General features: G+C 56.0%; 12 protein-coding genes. 8 read left to right on the plus strand and 4 right to left on the minus strand.

What is annotated here, in order from left to right; translation table 11 throughout:
- Positions 1–3: 3 nt before the first annotated feature.
- Positions 4–630 (minus strand): GntR family transcriptional regulator, encoded by a 627-nt coding sequence (locus EDF81_RS01340; protein ID WP_260232635.1) that lies wholly within the window; start codon positions 628–630, stop codon positions 4–6.
- 579 nt (positions 631–1,209) lie between these two features.
- On the minus strand, positions 1,210–2,652 hold the full coding sequence (locus EDF81_RS01350) for a colicin-like pore-forming protein (RefSeq protein WP_123345543.1): 1,443 nt from the start codon (positions 2,650–2,652) through the stop codon (positions 1,210–1,212).
- Positions 2,653–3,050: 398 nt separating this feature from the next.
- On the opposite strand from EDF81_RS01350, the gene EDF81_RS01355 reads away from it, so the two are divergent.
- From EDF81_RS01355 to EDF81_RS01385, 7 genes are all read left to right on the plus strand, one after another.
- Positions 3,051–4,421: an MmgE/PrpD family protein gene (locus EDF81_RS01355; RefSeq protein WP_123345545.1), complete on the plus strand. Its 1,371-nt coding sequence runs from the start codon at positions 3,051–3,053 to the stop codon at positions 4,419–4,421.
- A gap of 19 nt (positions 4,422–4,440) precedes the next feature.
- On the plus strand, positions 4,441–5,763 hold the full coding sequence (locus EDF81_RS01360) for an MmgE/PrpD family protein (RefSeq protein ID WP_123345547.1): 1,323 nt from the start codon (positions 4,441–4,443) through the stop codon (positions 5,761–5,763).
- Positions 5,764–5,774: 11 nt separating this feature from the next.
- Positions 5,775–6,536, plus strand: coding sequence for a sulfite exporter TauE/SafE family protein (locus tag EDF81_RS01365; protein WP_123345549.1), 762 nt, complete (start codon positions 5,775–5,777; stop codon positions 6,534–6,536).
- Between the two features lie 135 nt (positions 6,537–6,671).
- Positions 6,672–7,721 (plus strand): amino acid ABC transporter substrate-binding protein, encoded by a 1,050-nt coding sequence (locus EDF81_RS01370; protein ID WP_123345551.1) that lies wholly within the window; start codon positions 6,672–6,674, stop codon positions 7,719–7,721.
- 125 nt (positions 7,722–7,846) lie between these two features.
- The gene (locus EDF81_RS01375; RefSeq protein ID WP_260232636.1) at positions 7,847–9,004 is read left to right on the plus strand and encodes an amino acid ABC transporter permease; all 1,158 of its coding nucleotides are present in this window, start codon (positions 7,847–7,849) and stop codon (positions 9,002–9,004) included.
- 9 nt (positions 9,005–9,013) lie between these two features.
- A complete protein-coding gene (locus tag EDF81_RS01380; protein WP_123345554.1) occupies positions 9,014–10,078 on the plus strand; it encodes an amino acid ABC transporter permease in 1,065 nt (354 codons plus the stop codon).
- Positions 10,078–10,821, plus strand: coding sequence for an amino acid ABC transporter ATP-binding protein (locus EDF81_RS01385; RefSeq protein WP_123345556.1), 744 nt, complete (start codon positions 10,078–10,080; stop codon positions 10,819–10,821). The genes EDF81_RS01380 and EDF81_RS01385 overlap by 1 nt, the downstream gene beginning before the upstream one ends.
- A 43-nt stretch (positions 10,822–10,864) precedes the next feature.
- On the opposite strand, the gene EDF81_RS01390 is transcribed toward EDF81_RS01385, so the two are convergent.
- Positions 10,865–11,407: an NUDIX hydrolase gene (locus EDF81_RS01390; RefSeq protein ID WP_123345557.1), complete on the minus strand. Its 543-nt coding sequence runs from the start codon at positions 11,405–11,407 to the stop codon at positions 10,865–10,867.
- 243 nt (positions 11,408–11,650) lie between these two features.
- Between EDF81_RS01390 and EDF81_RS01395 the strand changes: the two genes are divergently transcribed.
- Complete coding sequence (locus EDF81_RS01395; protein ID WP_184999442.1) at positions 11,651–14,461, plus strand: autotransporter outer membrane beta-barrel domain-containing protein; 2,811 nt, start codon at positions 11,651–11,653, stop codon at positions 14,459–14,461.
- 61 nt (positions 14,462–14,522) lie between these two features.
- Here EDF81_RS01395 and EDF81_RS01400 read toward each other — a convergent pair whose 3' ends face one another.
- The gene (locus EDF81_RS01400) at positions 14,523–21,497 is read right to left on the minus strand and encodes an autotransporter outer membrane beta-barrel domain-containing protein (protein ID WP_123345561.1); all 6,975 of its coding nucleotides are present in this window, start codon (positions 21,495–21,497) and stop codon (positions 14,523–14,525) included.
- Positions 21,498–21,527 lie beyond the last annotated feature (30 nt).

The raw sequence follows: 21,527 nt of genomic DNA on the forward strand, positions 1-21,527 counted from the left end.
GTGTTATCTCTCAAGCTGGCTGACGATAGCCAGCCGGGCGCGATAGCCGTTGCGGATATGCAGGCAGCCCGCTTCCTGAGCGGCCTCGCTGTCGCGACGTGACAGCGCATCGACAATGGCCTGATGTTCGAGCTTTGCCTCTTCTGTCCGGTCTGAAAGCGCATACGTCGTGCCGCGCAGCAGGGAGAGGTGGATACGCAGATTATCGAGCATCTCATTCAGATAGGGGTTATGCGTCGAACGGTAGATCTGTCGATGAAACATTCGGTTATGATCGTGCAGTGCCTTGCTGTCGGTCAGCGTTTTTTCCGTATTAACCATATCCTGTAACAGCGCGATCTCCTCATCGGAGGCCGCAGCCACTGCCAGCTGCATGGCCAGTCTCTCCAGACCTTCCCGCACCGCAAACAGCTGTCGCAGCCGCTCATAGCTGAGACTGGCAACAATCAGACCCCGTTTTGGCCCCGGCTCTGCCAGTCCCAGCGTTTCAAGACGATGCAGGGCTTCCCGGATGGGCGTCCGGCTAATGCCGAACTGCTCGGCCAGGCGGATCTCCTGCAGACGTTCGCCCGGCTGCAGTTCCCCGCGCTCAATAGCAGCAATTAATACCTCGAAAGGTGACAATGTCACATCTGCGTCAGCGGATTTTAAATTCATGGTTTTTATAGTTAATCATTCAGTCGTTGGGTGTATGAATAGACGTATGAGCCAATATACCCGGCGTTGCCGCTGTTGTCATATTGCAACAGCATATTCTTTTTTATGGATAATATTTGCGCTAGACTTGTGCAGTTGACCAGAACATGGCAGTTAAGCACATCTGCTGCTAAGGTGCGGCGCCAGTCTATCCTGTTCGGTGGTACCTGGACATCAGTGGCAAAGGGAGGCCCGATGGGAAAAATAAAATATATAACCAATCTGATTACTTGTGTCTGTTTTTACACGCTTGTTTGCATTGTCGTTATCTATAACGCCGATCTGACTCTGTCCGAAAGTTCCATACTTATCGTTTACGGTGTTGTCAGCAGTGTGTTTTTCCCCTTTGTTGTTAATTGGGTTGAGGCGATGACTACAAGAATGACCGAGTTAACTTTCTGGAACAACGGTGTATTTACGTTGTGCCTTGTACTGTCAATTCCAGTGGGTGTGGTTCTTTTTGTTCGCCAAATCATTAAGAGGTGACGATAGGTCACCTCCGATCTGGCTTAATTATCGACTCAAAATAAAGTCATTCATTTTTTTTAATCTTTCATCGGTTATCAGGGCTGATGTTACTGCCAGTATAGCCGCAAAACCAATAATGCCGATCGGTGTTACGGCCATGCTACTGAATGCAACAACAACTGCGAGTGAGGCGAGTTTGCTGGCAGCGATTTTTTCCCCTCCAATAATTGCATCGTTCCAGTTACCCGTACGGAATCCTTTTACCAGGCCGGTAACAAAATCACTCCATTGCAAGGCTTCACCCACAATCCCAAACATTTTACTGAATTTTTTGAGTTGGGCAGCCATCATCTGCTTATCAAGAGATTCTAACGCTTTTGCTATTGCCTCTCTGTCTGCAAGACTGAACTTTTTGTTCAGGACATCCTTGTACTTATCGAATGCGGCGATGGCCTCAGAGGCATTGCGGATTTTTTTTCCTGTAGCTGCTTCAGCTAATGATTTGGCCTCATCAGAAAGGCGGACGCCGAATTTATCCGCCAGCGATTTATAAAAATCAGAAGCAATGCTAATAGGGTTTGTTGGGAACGAACTAAACATATCCTGTGCATTTTTTTCAGCCTGAGCTTTCCTTTGCGGCTCACCTTTACTGAAATCGAGGTCTGGATAGAGATCGCCGGGATTTTTGTTTTGCGATTTAGCTACGGCGACTTTAAGGTTTTCAGCTTTGGTGTAGGGACGATCTTTGATTTTAACTGTGGACGTGACATTACCGTAGTTATCAAGCGTGACAGAATAGCTAAATCCATCAACAGACAGTTCAAAAGATCGGATGTTCGGTGGTAATGTTTTCCATGCGGTTTCAGCCTCTTTTTGGGCTCTGGCTTGCCGCTCGGGTTCACCCCGGCTGAAATCAAGCTCAGGATAGAGATCGCCTGGTTTTTTATTTTGCGATTTTGCTACCGCAACTTTTAGATTTTCACCTTTAGTATAAGGCCGTTGCGCTGTTTGTTTTACGGAGGTAGCCTGTCCTCTGAGATCCAGTGCTACATGATATTTAAACCCATCTACAGCTGTATCATAGCCATCGGGAAGCTTGCTCCAGTTGTTCGGGCTAACGCTCCAGCCATGAGCGCTACCGGTGCTATTTCCACCCGTAGTGCTGCCTCCATTTCCATTTCCTGAACTGCTCGTCGTTAACACACCAGAGAAGCTACCCAGCGTATTAGATGTATGGCTTACGCCTCCGGTGGAGACAGTATTGCTGGCCCCCTGAATATCCGCTTTGTATCCACCTGAGCCATCACTGCGGATATTTGATACCTGTGCCGCGGTGATTTGTTTTCCTCCATAGCTATTGTACTGCGCTGCTATATCAGCCGTGTTCGGTGCGCGTACACCGACACTGCCACCTCCGATACTCCCGGAATCATCACCACCGCTATGTACACCATTTGACCAACTGCCACCAAATCCTGTCCAGGCCATGTCTATCTCCTTTTGGCGTAATTAAATACTGTATTTATATACAGTGTTTTTGTAGCCTACTCCTGAAAAAAAGCAGAGTCAATGCTGAGTAATGTAAGTTACGCCACACTTTTAATTTGTTGTAACAGGGGGAAACGGCGTTAGATAACAACCGGTTTTAGGCTTTTCGTTGAGGCAGGGTTTGGCTGGAATATTACGGAGAGTATTTTGATGTGGGGTATGCCTGCGTAGAGGCGAAATGGCTTATCGCTAATTTTGTTCTTAGCTTATCCATTTTTCGTCTTTTGAACGGGGCGTCCAGGCTGCTATGGTGAATCTGTATTTTATTGTATACATATGAATTCAGTTTTGCATTGTCATGTTTTATAAGTTTTTTTGCCAGCACCAGGGTAACCACTATGACATCAACAGACAAAACAAAAGCCGCCCATCTACGAGGCGAGCAGCTTAGCGACTTTATTTATAATATTGCCTCGCGGGAGATCCCGCCCGAGGTTCTGCACGAAGCCAAAAGGGCGCTTATCGACCATCTGGCCGTGGCAACGGGCGCGGTCAATGACGAGGCCGTCCTTCCCGTGCATCAGGTAGCGCGGGCCTGGAATACCACCGGTAGCGCACGGATCATTCTTGGCGATACCTGTGCACCAGGCATTGCGGCGATGGTCAATGCCACCATGGCCCACGCGGCGGATTATGACGACACCCATCCCGCAGGCGCAGGCCATCCCGGTGGTCCGTGCTGGGCCACGGCGCTGGCGATGGCGCAGGCGCATCCGGTGAGCGAAGATCGCGTTCTGCGCGCCTTTATTGCCGGGTTTGAAGTGATGGCTAAGCTTGGCGGAGGCTGGGTGCCGGGCGTCGGGCGCAATTTACAGCGCCGTGGCTTCCACCCGACGTCCGTGGTCGGACGGGCAGGGGCTGCAGCTGTTGCCGCCGTTATTCTCGGACTTAATGAAGAGCAGATCCGCAACGCGCTGGGCGCCGCCGCGACCATGATGGGCGGCCTGCAAAAATCCTCCGGTACGCACGGGAAACCTTTCCACGCCGGGAAAGCCGCAATGGACGGTATTCTGGCCGCCCAACTGGCGGCGGAAGGCTTTGTCGGGGCGCACCATTTCTATGAGGCTGACGGCTGGGTGAAGATCTTTATCCAGGACGGCAGTGCGGAGATCCCACCGCTCGATTTCGGCGTGAACTGGGAACTTCCGGGCAACGGCTACAAGCTGTACGCCAGCTGCCGCGGCACCCATGCATCCATCGAGACTGCTCGCCAGATTTATCCGCAGCTTAAAGGCCGGACCATCACCCGTATCGATGCCAGAGTGCACCCGATGGGGATGGTCAACGCCGGGATTCTGGATCCGAAAACGCCGCTGGAGAGCAAATTCAGTATCCCGCACTGTATCGTGCTGGCGCTCTCGGGCTATGGCTTAACCGATACGGATTTCACCCAGCAGACCGTGGACGATCCGGCTGCGCGCGCGCTACTGCAGCTGCTGAATATCGAGGCCGTCGACGGCCAGTCCGCCAGCTCGGCGTTTATCGATGTCTGGCTGGAGGATGGCGAGGTGATCCATGCCCATACCGACGTCTATCGCGGCCATCCGCAAAATCCGCTTACCGACGATGAGCTGCGCGCTAAATTTGACGTGCTGACTCTTCCGGCGCTCGGGGCGGAGCGCAGCGAGGCGCTGTATCAGGCTGCCGCACACGTTGAGCGCCCGGGTTCCGTGGCCAAAATTGCCGCGCTGCTTGCCGGAACGCACTGATTTTTTAAAGGAATAACCCATGACTCTTGCCCGACAGTTTGCCGGCAACCTGCTGCGCTTCTCGCGCCAGACTTTTTCTCCCGCGGCGCATGAACAGGCCCGGACGGCAATTATCGATACCCTGGGCGTGACCCTGGCAGGCGGCGTTCAGGACGGCGCAGAGAAGCTGCGTCGCGTGATTGTGCTGTCAGCGGCGGCGGGAAAAAGCCGGGTGTTCGGTACCGACCTGCGCCTGAATGCGCTGGATGCCGCGCTGCTGAACGGCACCGCGTCACACCTGCTGGATTTTGACGACTCCAACTCCTGGCTGCACGGCCATATTTCCGTTGCCGTGCTGCCCGCGCTGCTGGCGCTGGCCGACGAGCGGGAGCTGAACGGCGACGCGATCCTGCGCGCTTATCTTGCGGGTTATGAAACCGCCGTGCGGATGGGGAAGGCGGTCAGCCCGTTCCAGTACCGTCACGGCTGGCACCCGACCACCACCGTCGGTATTTTTGCCGGGGTCGCAGCCTGTGCCGTACTGCTGGATCTGACCGAAGAACAGACGGCGACCGCGCTGTCGATCTGCGCCTCGCTCTCCAGCGGGATTAAATCGAATTTCGGAAGCGAAACCAAAGCGCTGGTGGTCGGCCAGGCGGCACGCAGCGCGGTGATGGCGGTGCGGCTGGCGCAGGAAGGCTTCAGCGCCGGGCAGACCGCATTCGAACATCATCACGGCTACTTCAACGTCTTTAACGGCAGTGAAAATGTCGACCCGACGGCGCTGACCGAGTCCTGGGACGGCACGCCGTATATTCTCGACACCGAGAAAAGTAACAACTTCAAATACTTCTCCTGCTGCTACGCCATTTTGTCGCCGCTGGATGGCGTCCTGGCCCTGCGCGAAGAGACGGGTTTGCGCGCCGATGAGGTGGAACGTATTGAGGTACAGGTTCATCCCATTCGCTTCCCGCATATCAATATTCCGCAGCCGCGGGATCCGCTGGCGGGCAAGTTTAGTCTGCACTACTGCGTGGCGCGGGCGTTTGTGACCGGCACGCTGACGCTGGATGATTTTATCGACGAGGCGCGTTTTGCTGACCCGCAGACCCAGGCCTTGCTGGGTCGGGTCAGCCTGACGACCCACGAAGATGCGGTCACCCACACGGCGTACGTCACGCTGACCGCCACCGACGGACGGCAGTTCCACAAACGCATTGCCGGGGCTCGCGGCTCCAGCCCGGCGATCCCGCTTCCGGAAGGGCTGCTGAAAGAGAAATTCCTCGACTGTGCCGGCCGGGTACTTTCCGTGGACGGGGCGCAGGCGCTCTATCAGCGACTGCTGCAGGATGACTATCGCTAAGCGGGGCTGACATGACGTTGCAGTTAATCCCTGCGGAGATTACGCCGCTGTTTGCCGGTGTGATGGTGTTTTGCAGTTTTTTAACCTCGGCGCTGACGGCGGCAATGGGCCTGGGCGGCGGCACCGCGCTGCTGGCGGTAATGGGGCTGGGGATGCCTGTCAGCAGTCTGATGCCGGTACACGGCATGGTGCAGCTGGGATCCAACTTCAGCCGAACGCTGATCCAGCGCGTCCATGTCGTCTGGCCGCTGGTGCTCTGGTTTTTACTCGGCAGCGCCGTCGGGATTGCGCTGGGTGCGCCCGTGGCGGTGATGATCCCGGACAGTCTGGCACGCATTGCGCTTGGGCTGTTTATCCTCTGGTCCGTGCTGCGCAAGCGCGGGGAGGCTAAGCCGTTGAACCGCGCACTGTTTGTGATCGGCGGCGGTATCAGCAGTATCGGGACCATGATTGTTGGCGCCACCGGGCCGATGGTGGCGGGGCTGATTAGCTCTCAGGGTTTGAAAAAACAGCCCCTGATTGCGACGCATGCGACCTGCATGGTGCTCCAGCACGGGCTAAAAATACTCGCCTTTGGCCTGATGGGCTTTGCCTGGGCCAGCTGGCTGCCGGTGCTGATCGCCATGATTGTCAGCGGCGCACTGGGGACCTGGCTTGGGACACGGCTGCTCGACAATCTCCCGGAGAAGCTTTTCCGCATCGCTTTCAGGGTCACGATGCTGCTGCTGAGTCTGCAGCTGCTGTGGCAGGGCGTTGAGGGCTGGCTGCGTTAGATCTTTTTGGTCTTTACTCCGGCGTATTCGTTCTTTGCCAAACGCCCGGGGTTGCGATGAGCATAGTAAAGCGCTGCACAGCAGTTTTCTTAAATTTTAATAAATACCGTTATCTGATAGCAAAAAGGACCGGACATGCTGAAAAGAACCTTATTCTGTGCGTCAGCGCTGCTGCTGACGATGAGCGGCCTGACGGCCCAGGCGTTTGCCGCTGACGCGCCCGTCGCCGCCGGCGATACGCTGAAAAAAATTAAAGCACGGGGCGAGCTGGTCTGCGGCGTTCACCCGGCACGTCATGGTTTTTCCTCCATCGACAACAAAGGCAACTGGGAAGGTCTGGACGTTGATTTCTGTCGCGCCGTCGCGGCTGCCGTGCTCGGCGATGCCAAAAAAGTGCGCTTTACGCCGCTCTCTACGGCCCAGCGCTTCCCGGCGATCCAGTCCGGCGAGGTTGATCTGCTCTCGCGTAATATCACCGCGTCGTTGACCCGTGACGTTTCGCTGGGGCTGGATTTCGCCCCGCCGAACTTCTACACCGGCACCGGCTTTATGGTTCGCGCCAATAGCGGTGTGAAGAAGATTGAAGATCTGGACGGTGCGACCGTCTGTATCACGCCGGGCAGCAGCACCGAACAGAACGTGGCGCAGATCTTTGCCTCCCGCCATATGCAGTACACCCCCGTGGTGATCGAAAATAACAAAGAGTATGTTGCGGCCTATCTGGCCGGACGCTGTGACGTGCTGGCCCGTGACAAGGTGGCACTACCGGGCGTGAAGAACTTCGACGCTGAGAAACCGGAAGATCACGTGATTCTGCCGGGGATCTACTCGAAAGAGCCGCTGGCGATGGCTGTGCGCAAGGGCGACGACCAGTGGTCCGATATCGTGAAGTGGGTAGTTTACGCCACCTTTAACGCCGAGGAGATGAAGGTCAGCCAGGCGAACGTTGATGCCGAGCTGAAGTCCGCCGACCCGGACGTGCAGGGGCTGCTGGGCGTGAGCGGCGACTTCGGTCAGAAGCTGGGCCTGGATAAGCAGTGGGCCTACAACATCGTGAAGCAGGTGGGCAACTATGGTGATATCTATAACCGTCACTTTGGTCCGAAAAGCAGCGAACCGCTTGAGCGCGACCTGAATAATCTGTGGACCGACGGTGGCCTGCTGTACGGCCTGCCAATCCGTTAATTGCCGCGTCCCTTCGCAAGGAGGGACCGTTTCTCTTTTGCCTGTTTTTGAATGTTGACATGACCAATCAAACCGATCGTATCAGCGCTGAAATATTACCCGCTACCCCCACTGGCCAGACTGTCATGAATCGCCTGACTGCGCTGGTGGGGAGCAAAACCACTCGCGCCTGGTGCTACCAGTTTTTACTTGCCGCGCTGCTGGCGACCTTTTCATGGTGGCTCTACAGCAACGTGGTGGAAAATATGCGCACCCAACGCATTGCCACCGGCTTTGGCTTCCTTGAGCAAAGCGCCCAGTTCGCCATTGGCGAGACATTGATCGACTACAGCCCGCGCGACAGCTATGCGCGCGCCGTACTTGTCGGGCTGTTGAATACCCTCTATATCACCCTCTGCGGCATTGTGCTGGCAACAACCCTGGGCTTTTTCGTCGGCCTCGGTCGGGTATCGAAAAACTGGCTGCTGGTGAAGCTTGCCGAAGGCTACGTTGAGCTGCTGCGCAATGTGCCGGTGATCCTGCAGGTGATCTTCTGGTCCGTCATCATCCGCAATCTGCCGTCACCGCGAGACGCTATTCAGCTGGCTGATGTGGGTTTTCTGACCAACCGTGGACTGACCTTTGCCGTCCTGCAGAACCATCCTGGCTGGATGCTGACGCTGTATGCGCTGCTTGCCGCGCTGGCTCTGAGCGTCGGGCTCTCGGCCCTGGCCCGTCGCCAGCGGGAGCGGCACGGTCGTATCTGGCCGGTGGCCCGTCTGCGTATGGCGCTGATTATCGGGCTGCCTCTGCTGGTCTGGTTACTTAGCGGTGCGCCCCATGAGCTGAACCGTCCGGAACTGCGTGGCTTTAACTTTAAGGGCGGCTTTACCATTAGCCCGGAATTTACCGCGCTGCTGTTGGGAATTGCGCTCTACTCCTCCGCGTTTATCGCCGAGATCGTCCGCGCCGGGATCCAGTCGGTGCCGAAAGGGCAGATTGAGGCGGCCAATTCGCTTTCGCTCTCTCCGTGGCAGCGGGTGCGCCACGTCGTTATCCCGCAGGCGATGCGGGTGATGGTGCCGCCGCTGGCCAGCCAGTACGTTAGCCTGGCCAAAAACAGCTCTATCGCCGTGGTGGTGGGCTACCCGGAACTGGCCAATATCAGCAATACGCTGATGAACCAGACCGGCCAGGCACTGGAGGCCATCGCCATCATGATGGTGGTGTATCTGATTATCAGCGGCACGACCTCGCTCCTGATGAACCTGTTTAACCGCTACGTCGCCATTAAAGAGCGCTGAGGACGGGCAATGCAACATTCTGCAATTTACTGGCTGCGCCGCAATTTATTCAGCAGCCTGCTGCAATCGGCCCTGACGCTGGGGCTGGTGGCACTGATCCTTTTTGTTGGGTCAAAACTGCTGCGCTGGGGCGTGACCGACGCTGTGTTTATCGGCGGCGTGGAAGAGTGTCGTGCGGCGGCGGGCGCCTGCTGGGCGGTGATCGGCGAGAAGTACCGGCCTATTTTATTTGGTCTCTATCCCTATGACGAACAGTGGCGTCCGGCGCTGTGCATGGTTATCTGGTTTATCAGCGTGGTGCTCTCTCTGTCACCGGCCTGCTGGCACTCGCGCTTTCTGTGGCCGCTGTGGGCCGTATCGCTGGCGCTGATGTCGACACTGATGAGCGGCGGCGTGTTCGGCCTGGTGCCCGTTCAGTCCGCTGACTGGGGCGGTTTGCCGCTGACGTTGCTGCTGTTCTCCGGGACGGTGATTATCGGGATGCCGGTCTCCGTTGCCCTGGCGCTGGGCCGCCGCTCGCCGCTGCCGTTCCTGCGTGGCCTGGCGGTGATCTTTATTGAAGGGCTGCGCGGCGTACCGCTGATCACCATTCTGTTCGTGGCGGTCAACGTTTTCCCGCTGTTTCTGCCGACGGATATGGAAGTCAATAAACTGCTGCGCATTATCATCGGCATCGCGCTGTTCTTTGCCTGCTACCAGGCGGAAGTGATCCGCGGCGGCCTGCAGTCCGTGCCGCGTGGGCAGTATGAAGCGGCGGCGGTGCTCAATCTGAGCTACTGGCAGACCACGCGTAAAGTCATTCTGCCTCAGGCGATGCGTATCTGCCTGCCGGCGGTGACGAACCATATTATCGCCGCGATGAAAAATACCTCGTTTGTGATCATTATCGGCCTGTTCGACGTGCTGACCGCGACCAGCGCGGTGATGCAGGATCCGCTGTGGCGCAGGTATTACATCGAAACCTATATCTTTATTGCCGCTATCTACATTTTGTTTGGCTTTATGCTCTCCCGCTACGCTATCTGGGTAGAAAAACGCATCGACGCCAGCCGTAACGCCGAAGGAATCTCCTGATGTCACAACGCCCCATCATCGAAATCAACGCCGTCAACAAATGGTACGGCAAGTTTCAGGTTCTCAACGATGTCTCTTTAACGGTGGCGAAAGGGGAGCGGGTGGTGATCTGCGGCCCGTCAGGCTCGGGGAAATCGACCCTGATTCGCTGTATCAACCGGCTGGAGGAGCACCAGCAGGGTCAGATTTGGGTCAACGGCATCGAAATGAACGACAACGTGCGCAATATTAACCGTATTCGCCAGAGCATCAGCATGTTGTTCCAGCAGTTTAACCTCTTCCCGCACCTCAGCGTGCTGGATAACCTGACCCTTGGTCCGACCCTGGTGCGCAAAATGAGCCAGAAGAAGGCCACTGAGCTGGCGATGCACTATCTGGACAAGGTGCATATTGCCGATCAGGCGCATAAGTTCCCGCTACAGCTCTCCGGCGGCCAGCAGCAGCGCGTGGCTATCGCCCGTGCGCTCTGTATGGAGCCGGAAATCCTGCTGTTTGATGAACCGACGTCGGCGCTGGATCCGGAGATGATTAAAGAGGTGCTGGACGTGATGCTGGATCTCGCCGACGGCGGGATGACCATGATTGTGGTGACTCATGAAATGGGCTTTGCCCGCACCGTGGCGGACAAAGTGATCCTGATGGCCGACGGCCGCATCGTGGAATCCGCGCCGCCGGGACGTTTCTTTAGCCAGCCTGAGCACCCGCGTACGCAGCAGTTCCTGGAACAGATCCTGAGCCACTAAACGGGCAGGTAGAGCGTGCAGTTATCTGCACGCTCTTCTGACTTCAAATCATCCCTTTCGCCTGCGCCAGCAGAAACGCGGTCACCGATGTCGCATCGCTGATTTTCCCGTCCAGAATCAGGGCTAAAAAGTCCGTCTTTGTCACAGGCCTTGCTGTCAATCCGTACTCTTCAGGATCGAGATCCTGCTGCCTATGGGTCAGCTCTTGCGCCAGATAAATATGGTAGCCCTGGGCGGAATATCCCTGAGCCAGCTTCTGATAGCCAACATACGTCAGACGCCCGGCAACCAGACCCGTTTCTTCCCGCAGCTCACCGGCCGCAATCGCTTCTGGCTTTGCATCCGGGGTCAGTTCCCAGCTTCCCTGCGGCAGCTCAAGGGTTCTGGCCTTCAGCGGATAGCGGTACTGCTCCACCACATAAAGCTGATCGTCCTGCAGCGGAATAATCACCACGAAGTCGGGTTTCTCGACGGTAGAGTAAACTCCTTTGCTGCCATCTCCGCGTTGGATGCGGTCTTCTTTTACGGTCATCCACTGATTCTGATAGATAACCTCCGAAGAAAGCGTTTTTATCTCGTGCGTCACTTCAGCTCCTTATCGTTGTGTGGACGATATCGTCAGTCCTGCTATGTATAAATACATCTAATCAATCCCGTTTAAAAGGTATTTAAACTCGTCGAATTATAATGGCGATATAAAGTGTGACAGGGTTTATACCCTCAAATGTTTATTCAATCACAGATGGTGTATTCATTCCGTCGCCAGTCGAATGTCTTTTTATCCACTTTCACATCGACTCTTTTTATTTGTATTAATAATGGGAGCCTTATGTTAAAACTTTCGAAGTTATATGTTTCATTGTTTGCTGGAGCCGCATTTTCCGTCGGTGCTACAGAATATAACCGTACCGTCGATACGTCAGTCACCCCTATTCAGACCGGTGATAGCGTCAATATTGATGAATCAGCTAACACCGCCCTGGGGATTTTTGCCGCCGGAAACGCCGTGAATATCGGGGATTCCGGACGTATCCAGGTTGATCTGCAGACCAGCAAGGCGAATGCGCGTGGCATCGATATGTCCGCCTCCACCGGTAATCATCTGGGGTCCGGCACCGCTATCAGCGTAAAAAGCACCGCCACTACGGGAGGCGCGGCGATTGGGCTGAATATGGCCAAAGTGGATTTGTCCGCTACGGGTTTACAGGTCAGCGTTGACTCTACCGGGACGGGAATTGGTATTGATGCGACGGGAGGCAGCCAGGTTAATTTAGGCAACGGGACCTCCGCCGTAGTGACAGCAAAATATGCGGCATCAGGCGTTTATATTAACGGCAGCAGTCTGCAGGCCGATTCTATTACCGTTGAGAGCAATGCTAATACGGCGAACGGCATTCTGGTTACCGGAAATAACAGCAATATTAATCTGGGTAATCACTCAGTTATAAACGTAAATGCCGGAGAAAACAGTAACTCAGGCGGCGGTGGGCTCTCACTGAGCGGTAATAATAATACCTTCAGCGCCAGCAGCCTTATCATTCAGGCCACGGGGTCGAATGCCCGGGGCGTTAGCCTGGATAATACCGGAGCCGCAAGCGCCATTGATTTGGGTGAAAATACGACCATCGTCACCAGTGGAAAGAGTGGTGCAGGGATCTACAGCGGAGTTCAGTCGCTGGCGCAATTGAAAGCCACCGGCCTGAACCTGCACACCATGGGTGAGGCGGCAAACGGCATCGAAGCGCATAATGGCACGATAGTCCTCGACGGTGGCAGCCAGGTGGTCAGCGACCTGGCAGGCGGCGTGTTGGCGCTCAACGAGGGAAGTTCAGGCACACAGACGCCGAAAATTGTGCTGACGGATAGTGTGATCCTTGCGAATACCCTGGGGGCGAAGGCAGAGGGGGAAAATGCCGCTGTGATGCTTAAAAATACGCAGGTCCAGGCGACGAAGGGTGTCGCATTACAGGCCGTCGCCGCCGGGCACGTTGATTTTTCAGGCAGCACGACTCTGCTGACGGGCGCCGCGAATGCGCTGGAATCGACGGGGCAAGGCAGTCTGATTTCCGGCTCCGGCACCGCCGCGATTGCGGGCAATATCATCGCAAACGATCGAGGGAACGTTACCCTGGATCTGACGGACGGCTCGGTGATTAAAGGCTCCGTGATGACCTCTTCCGATGCCCGGTCTGATATCGCCCTTTCGGGGGAGAGTACCTGGATATCAGGCGGCAATTCTACCGTCAGCCAGTTGGTTCTCAACAACAGTTCACTGATCGTCTCCGGTGAAAATGCCTCTCCTGCGACAGGTAACCGCGTGACGGTAACCGGTGATTATCGGGGGGATAACGGTCAGATAGTGTTTAACACCGTTCTGGCAGGCGATGATTCTGCGACGGACCAGCTTATCGTTAATGGTAATACCAGCGGTTTTACGCGTGTGGCGGTCAATAATCTGGGCGGCCAGGGAGCCGAAACCCATAAGGGTATCGAAATCATTAAGGTTAACGGCAGCTCCGACGGGATTTTTGAGCAGTATGGGCGCATTGTCGCCGGGGCCTGGGAGTACAATCTGACGCGTGGCACAGGGGATGACGATAAAAACTGGTATCTGATCAGCGCCGCTTCAGGCCAGCATGGACCCGTTATCCCGGATGCGCCTCCACAGCTCAGGCCCGAAGGCGGTTCCTATGTCGATAATATTGCCGCGGCCAATACTCTGTTTAACATGACGATGGCGGACAGGCTGGGTGAGACCGACTATGTGGATATCCTGACCGGGGAAAGAAAGGTCACCAGCCTGTGGCTGCGGCAGGTCGGGAGTCACAACCGTTGGAGGGATAGTAACGGGCAGTTGAAAACGCAGGGCAATCGCTATGTGGCGCAGCTGGGCGGAGACGTTGCCAGCTGGCAGGGGAGCGATAACCACCGCCTGCACCTTGGCGTGATGGCAGGTTATGGTACGCACCAGAGCACAACCAAAGCCCGGGGCACGGGCTACACCTCGAAAGGCTCGACCGAGGGCTATAGCACCGGGATTTATGCATCATGGTTGCAGAATGAGGCGCTGATGCAGGGCGCGTATGTTGATTCCTGGATACAGTACGGCTGGTTTAATCACTCTGTGAAGGGGGCGGATCTCAGCCCGGAGAAATACAAATCTTCAGGCGTGTCCGCGTCACTGGAAAGCGGTTACGACTATCGCATCACGGGCAGCGCCGGGCAGGGATCCGGCTGGTTTGTACGGCCGCAGGCGCAGGTTATCTGGTCGGATATTAAGGCCAGGGATCACCAGGAGGAAAACGGCACGCGGGTTAAAAGCGGGGGAGAGGGCAACGTCCAGACCCGTCTGGGTGTCCGGAGCTATCTGAAAGGAACCAGCAGCCTGGATGCGCATACTGACCGCGTATTTGAACCCTTTGTTGAAGCTAACTGGCTGCATAACAGCCATCGCTACAGCGTGATGATGGACAGTGTCGCCGTGCAGCAGGGCGGCACCCGTAATATTGCAGAACTTAAAACGGGTGTCGATGCCCGGTTATCCCGCAACGTCAGCGCCTGGGGGAACGTGGCCCAGCAGGTGGGTGATAAGGGATACAGCAACACCTCAGCGATGCTGGGTGTGAAATACGCTTTTTAAGCCGCTGTAAAAAGGCGAGGTGACGCATCCGTCACCTCGCCTTTGATCTTATTTCTGCGGATTATTTAAAGCTGTACTTAATGCCGACCATGGCAGCGGCATCGTTATAGCCCCGATCTCCAACCTGAACACCGACATTTCCCCACAGGTTGAGGTTTTTATTCAGCTGGCCTTCCACACCCGTTTTAATCTCTGCCAGATTTCTGGCGCCCGACTGCTTAATCGTGACGCCATCCATCTGAGTGCCGAAATCACGGGTATTGTGGATCCAGTTTGCCTCAATAAAGGGTTCAAACTGACGATCCTTACCGTTATCGCTGGCGTCATGCCCCTTCAGGAAGGTGCGGAGTCCGAGGCGGGTCTGGATATTGCCATTGCCTTCACCGCTGACGCGGGTGCCGTTAGACTCACGGAATTCATCCGCCTTCACCCCCATCCAGGTCAACTGCGCCTGAGGCTGAATGTACCACTCGTTCAGGGAACCTTTGCTGCCGGTAAACTCGCCCAGCTTATGGGTATAGCCTGACTCAAGCGAGGCCGTTATCCCATGCGACTTATAGGATTCACCGTCGATCGTCTCGCCGCTGACGCGGTTGTTAAACCAGTTATACTGCACCCAGCTGTCCAGATACGTTCCCTGGTGGGTGGCATCGTTGGCGTACCAGGTTCCGTACAGCCCGACGCTGTAGCCGTTGACCGACCCGTCGGAAGCATATCCGGTGTTCGACGAACGCGTATTGCTACTGCTATGGCCATAGCCCGCCATCATGCCCAGGTGCAAACGGTCCATGCCGTCACTGCTCCAGCGCGCAATGTCGCCGCCCATCTGCAGTACATAGCGATTGCTTTGGGTTTTCAGCTGGCCGCTGCCGTCGCGCCAGTTTGTGTGACCGCCCACCTGACGCATCCACATACTGGTGACCTTCTGCTCCCCGGTGAGGGCATCGGTATACTGGGTCTCGCCCAGGCGGTCGTGCAGTCGCGTGTTGAACAGGGTGTTGGCTGCCGCCAGATTCGCCGTATAGCTTCCGGGTTCCGGACGCACATCAGGGGCAGGATTCGGGTTCACCGGATCCGGCACGGTTTTACTGCTTGTCAGATACCAGTTACCGCTATTGTCGTTCTGACCGCGCACCAGGGAGTAGTCATATGCCCCGGCCACGATCCTGCCGTTCTGCGTGAACGTGCCCGCAGACTCACCGTCAACGTGGATCACTTCAATCCCGTTAAGCGTTTGTGCCCCTGACCCCCCCGCATTGGAAATACTGACGCCTGTGGTGCCCGACGTGCTGCCTTTTACCGTCAGCTTATCGGTTGTCGAGCCATCACCATCGAGGACGGTATTCATATTCAGTACGCCGCCGTTACCGATGTAATCGCCGTTAATAACCAGCTGGTTACCCGCCGCTGCGCCGGTATTCCCCAGCCAGATTTCGCCGCTGTTCTCCAGATTACCGCCAATAGTAAACAGCGCGGGCTCTGTGACAGAGGTCGACAATAGCGCAATGTCTGAGCTGGCCTCAGAGAGACTTTCGTTACCGACCCGCAGAGTGCCGTTGTTGAGGATATTACCCGCTACGCCGCCAAAGCCGGAAAGGCCTCCATTTTCATGGATATTCACCTGCTGGCTGGCAAGCGTGACGGCACTCTCTGCGCTCCCCAGAACCAGTCCGCCCGCGTTGATATCGGTTGTGCCCGTCCACTGCGCGCTATCGCCCAGGGTGAGGGAGCCGGAGCCGTCTTTTACGACGGTGCCGCTGCCCGAAACCTGATTTACCAGGGACCAGTTATCATCGGTGTTGAGGGTAAAGCTCCCCGCGTTATCGACGCTGGCGCTGCCCAACTGCTCTGCGGCCGTCGCCGTCAGCGCGGCGTCAGTATCGACCGCGAAGGTTCCGGCAAAACTGGCGTTGTTGCCGGCGAGAATAACGTCGCTGGAAGAAATACCCACCGTTCCCGTTTCCGACAGGTTGTTATAGAGCGTGCCTGCTGCCGATTGCAGGTTCAGGGCACCGGCCAGTTCAATATCGCCTTTCCCAAGACCCAGCGTATTACCAAGGATCGCCGTTGCGCCCTGAGCAATGGTGGTTTTTGCCTCAAGGGCGTTATTAGCATTCGCCACGGTGAGCGTCCCGCCTGCCAGCGTCAGCAGGCCATTACCTGCCAGTTCGCCGGACACCGTCCCGCCTTCCGTCAGGGTCAGGTGTCCACTATCAAGCTGCGTCAGGGAGCCGGTTTCGCTGGTCAGTTTCCCCAGCGTCTGGGCATGCCCGTTCATCGTGAATCCGGAATCGGCCGCCAGTTTCAGCTCACTACTATTCCCCAGCACGCCGTCGTTAAGCATGGCCAGGTTTCCGCTGCGAACATCGGTCACGCCGGTATAGTCATTGTCCATATTTGACAGCGTGACGGTCTCTCCCGCCAGGCTGTCAAACGCCAGATCGCCGCTGCCGGTGATTTTGGCGCTTAAGTCGGCCCCGTTGCCCGTTTTACCTGCCGCATCGAGGATCAGTGCCTGATTGCCGCGGGTCAGCAGCTCAACCTGGGTCAGGCCGTAGCTGATATAGAGTCCGTCATTGCTATCGCCGCTGGTCAGGCGGTAATCATAGGTGCCGTTCGCCACCGTGAGGCCGTCCTGAGCAATCGCGGCCGTGACCGCATCGGTGATGACATGGCCGTCTTTGTCGTGCAGGACCAGATTGCCCGCGCCGCCCTGGACCGCCGTGTCGGACGTCGCCAGCGTAATCAGCGCCTCACCGTCATCCTGCTCGAGGATGGCGCGGTGCGTCTCCGCCTGGGGGCGGTCATTACTGACGCTGCCGGTATCGACCTGAATAACGCCGCGTCCCGCCAGGTCCATACCGAGGGTACGGATAATGCCCGAGGCGGCAGATTCGCCCGGCGTAACGCCATCAAATTTCACCGTCCCGCCGGCGAACGCCAGTCCACCTATGCGTTGTTCCCCTTCGGTAACATGGATCTCGCTGCCGCTGCCTGCGAGAAGGGTCGCATCAGAGAGGGCCAGTGCATTGTTGCCGCCCAGCTCATACAGGCTATTGCTGAGCGCAACCGTACCGGTAAAACCATCTCCGGCATTATTGTCACTGAAGGAGACCTGATGGCCGGAGGCATCGATCGCCAGCGTACCCTCGCCCGCAATATGGCTGTTAAACGTGAGGTCCGCTGCGCTTTTCAACTGCAGCGTACTGGATGCGTCAATCTGGTAGCCGGTGCCGGTCGCATCCTGGCCGTCATCCCCCAGGGCAAGAGAAACCTTGTCCAGGGTGAACACCGAATTATCGCTCAGGCTGATATGCTCAATACTGCTGATCGCCTTCGCGCTGCTCAGGGTATAAATGCTGTTTTCAACCTGGAGCGTATCGTCGCCTGCACCGCCGTTCAGGGAGGTGAACAACGTGGCGCTATCCTCCGCCTGAATATCCTTGAGGATAAAGCGATCGGCACCCGCGCCGCTGGTGATATCGGTGGCTGAACTGCCCGACTCAAGAATTACGGTGTTGTCGCCGCTAAGCAGGTTAACCTGGCCCACAATACTGGCGCCTGCAGCGTTGATTAAGGTTATTCCGGCACCTTCAAGCCGTTCCAGAGCCTTATGGGCGGCATCCAGAGCTTCTATTCTTCCGGTATTGGTAAAGGCTTCAAGGACGTGGCTGACAATATCCACCACTGCCGACTGCTCAGAGATCGAGGTCAGTACGCCGGATTGCGCCACATTTTGTGTGGTTCCTTCGACGACCAGCGCCGCTTTGCCATCTTTATTCAGAACATTTACGCTGACGCCGGTTTTCAGGTCGGCGGTCGAGCGGGTCACGATCCCGTGACCGTCAGCGGCATTAACGTTGATGACCAGCCCGGCAGAGTCGGAAGTATCGAGCATCTGGTCCGTATCTGACCCGTCGGCGAGACCCTCAAATAAAATCCCCGTGCCGCTGCCGTTAACGTTGATGATCCCGGAGTTAGTCTGTGCCAGAGACGCGCCCGTATGAACCCCGATACCATTGCCGACATTAATCGTGGTGTCTTTCAGCTGAATGCCGCCGATCCCCGCCACGTTCTCTATCGCATTCCCGGTGCCGGAACTGGCCATGCTGATAGTGGCGCCGTCAACCGTGAGTCCTTTTGCGCCAGAGGCCAGCAGAATGCCGTGCGCACTGCCCGCCGCCTGAGTCAGACCGGCTCCGTCGAGGCTCAGGGAGGCACCGTTGCCAACCAGATAAGCCGCGGTTCCGTCGGTTGCCGTTACCGTACCGCTGTTGGTGACCTCGGAGTTCTCACCCTGAATATTGACCGCCACGCCGTTAACGCTGATATCCGCGTGGTTTTCGAGAATGCCGCCATCAATCAGGACGCCGGTGCTGTCCGCAGCGGTGAAATTGATCGCGCCGTGGTGAATCAGACGTCCTCCATTTCTGGCGATATAACCAAAGGCGTCTGCTGCGGTATTGGCCGTTTCCAGCACCGCATAGCTGGTCAGGACCGAGTCACCTGCGGCGGCATCGATAGCCGTGCCATCCAGCGCATAGTATTGGCCGTCGACCACGCCAGCCGTGGTATTTTTTCCCGCAAGGCTTATCACGGTATCAGCCGAAATGGTGCCAGCCGCGCCGCCTTCTACCCTGACGGCCGTCGCATTTTCACCCGTTACGGAGAAGTTGAGCTTGCCAGAGTCGAACTGACTTCCCGCACCGGTTGTACGGATAATGGTGGCGTTAAGACCGGACGCGATAAGCTGCGAGGTCAAGGATGCCGATCCGTTAAAGATAGCGCCGCCGTCAATCCGATACAGCGTTGAGTCTTCTGTCGACACGTTTTGCACGCTGGTCGCACTGTTACTCAGCGATGAGCCCGCGCCGTAAATATAGAAGCCGGTCTGGTTTTTCCCGGAAAGAAAATTGACGGCACCATCGCCAGTCACATCGATCTCACCGTTATTCAGCGTGTAAATACCAATGGCATTATTACCGGTCAGATTGACGATGCCGGAAACGTTGGCCTGCGATCCGGTACCGTCCGTGCGAATTCCGTAGTTGGGATAAGCGGACACGGGGTCCGGGCCACCATTGACATTAATAATACCGGTATGGGTTATTTTGCCGCCGTTAGCAATGTCGATACCAATACCGTAGATGCCGTTGAGGTTAATGACGCCGCTATTGGTCACGCTGTCCAGGCTCGTCCCTTTCCCGACCGAAATCCCGATATTTGCCGCAGAGGTGCCGGAAACTGCACCGTTAATATCGATAGTACCCTTTTGATCCACGACAGGGCTGGAAGTCGATGTGCTTTCGATGCTCAGCGCCCTGGCATCCGAGGTCAGGGAGCCGATCACGATCTTCGAATCGGCGGTGCTGGTATAGGTCGCCGAGTCCGAGACCTGAACACCGACGGATTTACTACTGATGCGTAAATCCTGGGCCACGTCCGTCGCGTTACGCTGCGCTTCGCGACCGATATAGATCAGACCATTATTGATTAGCGCTGATTGCTGGGTTGCCTTGATCCCAGTCGTTACCGGCGTCCCCTGGGTGGTGACCTGAGTGGTCGCCGCTACATTAAGGGTACCGTTATTGGTCATGGCGGCAGTATCGCCGAGTATCACCCCGTCATTACTGTTCTGACTACTGCTGGTCGCGAGATTAATAATGCCGGTGGCATTGTTGTTCACCACCGAGGTGCCATTTGCCATGATTCCGGTCTGCATTCCGGCAGCAACGTCGTTATTCGCAGAGAGCATCTCGTTATTCGTTCCGGCATCAATTACGCCGTTGTTCTGCAAGACCGATCCGCTCCGGGTGGAGACAACATAGGCGCCTTGCAGGGTGTTACCGGTCGTGCCCAGCGTGCCGTTATTGACCAGGGTGGCGCCATCTTCAAGATTGACCAGGGCGGCGTCTGAGGCGAGCAGCTGAATGTTGGCATCCACATCGATATTAACCACAGCCCCGGCGCCGCTGGCATGAATAAACGAGACCGCATCCCGGTTAACCTGGGCCTTCACCGCATCGTCTGCAGGAATACTGTCATTATTGGTATAGATCGGATAAGCCTTAGTATCCCTCGCTTTGTTCAGTTCGGCAGCGTACTCCGCCTCTGTCATATGGATCTCTCCATTTTGCAGCGCGGCAACCAGGGCATTGTTATAGGCTATAAACTCATCAAGGCTGGTGACGGTCTGCTGACCCAGGACACTGCTAAAGGTTCCGGTATATTTATTGAGAACCGCATTGGCAATGGAGGTTTCGTTACCCTTAAAGTTGTTATTTTTATTACCCAACTGAACAACGGTTTTGGCATTGTAATTAAGTGAAGCATCGCTTCCGGTTGAGGAGACCAGGAAGACGGAGGTGTTATTTTTATCTTTTACGGAGCTTTTTAATATCGCTGAAAAATGGTTCTCCGCCTGGTTCATCCAGTCTGCGGCCGTGCTACCCACATTGACGTTAAGCGAGCCGCCGTCATTAATGTTATAGAGGTTTCTGTCGACATACTGGCCATCTTTACCCACTGCAACAGAAACCGCCACCACGAAGTCGGAGAGGGAAGCGGTAAGGAAATTATCGCTGTTAAACACCTTCATCGACAGGTTGGTCCCGGTCAGCGGATCGGTATAGTTAATGGATTTCTCCTGGGAGCCCATTTTCAGCAGATCATACTGCCCAACCAGGTCGCCATTCCAGCCCAATAAACCGTCAGCCTGTGCCTGGCCTAGCGTGATATTTTTGAATCCTTTACTCCCGTTCTGCACGTTTGCGAAGCTGCCCGTCAGAGTATTGTCAGTGCCGGAGACGGTGATTTCGGTGGGATCCGAAGGGGAGAATCCATAAAAAGTCAGGTCCGCGGCATTAATTGACGGCGCATACAGTAAGCCTGCGGCGAGGGGCGTGACGATACCCATTAGCAGGTGCTTTGCATCAGACGAAACTTTTGCACTTCGGCAATAGCCTTTGGCGAACTCGGAAGCAACGATAAAAACCTGCAGTTGTGCATTCCAGATAACTTTGAATATTCTATTCATGATATAAGCTCTAAACTGTTTTAGGTGTTG

This window comes from Enterobacter sp. BIGb0383, assembly GCF_003751845.1.
Classification (GTDB): Bacteria; Pseudomonadota; Gammaproteobacteria; order Enterobacterales; family Enterobacteriaceae; genus BIGb0383.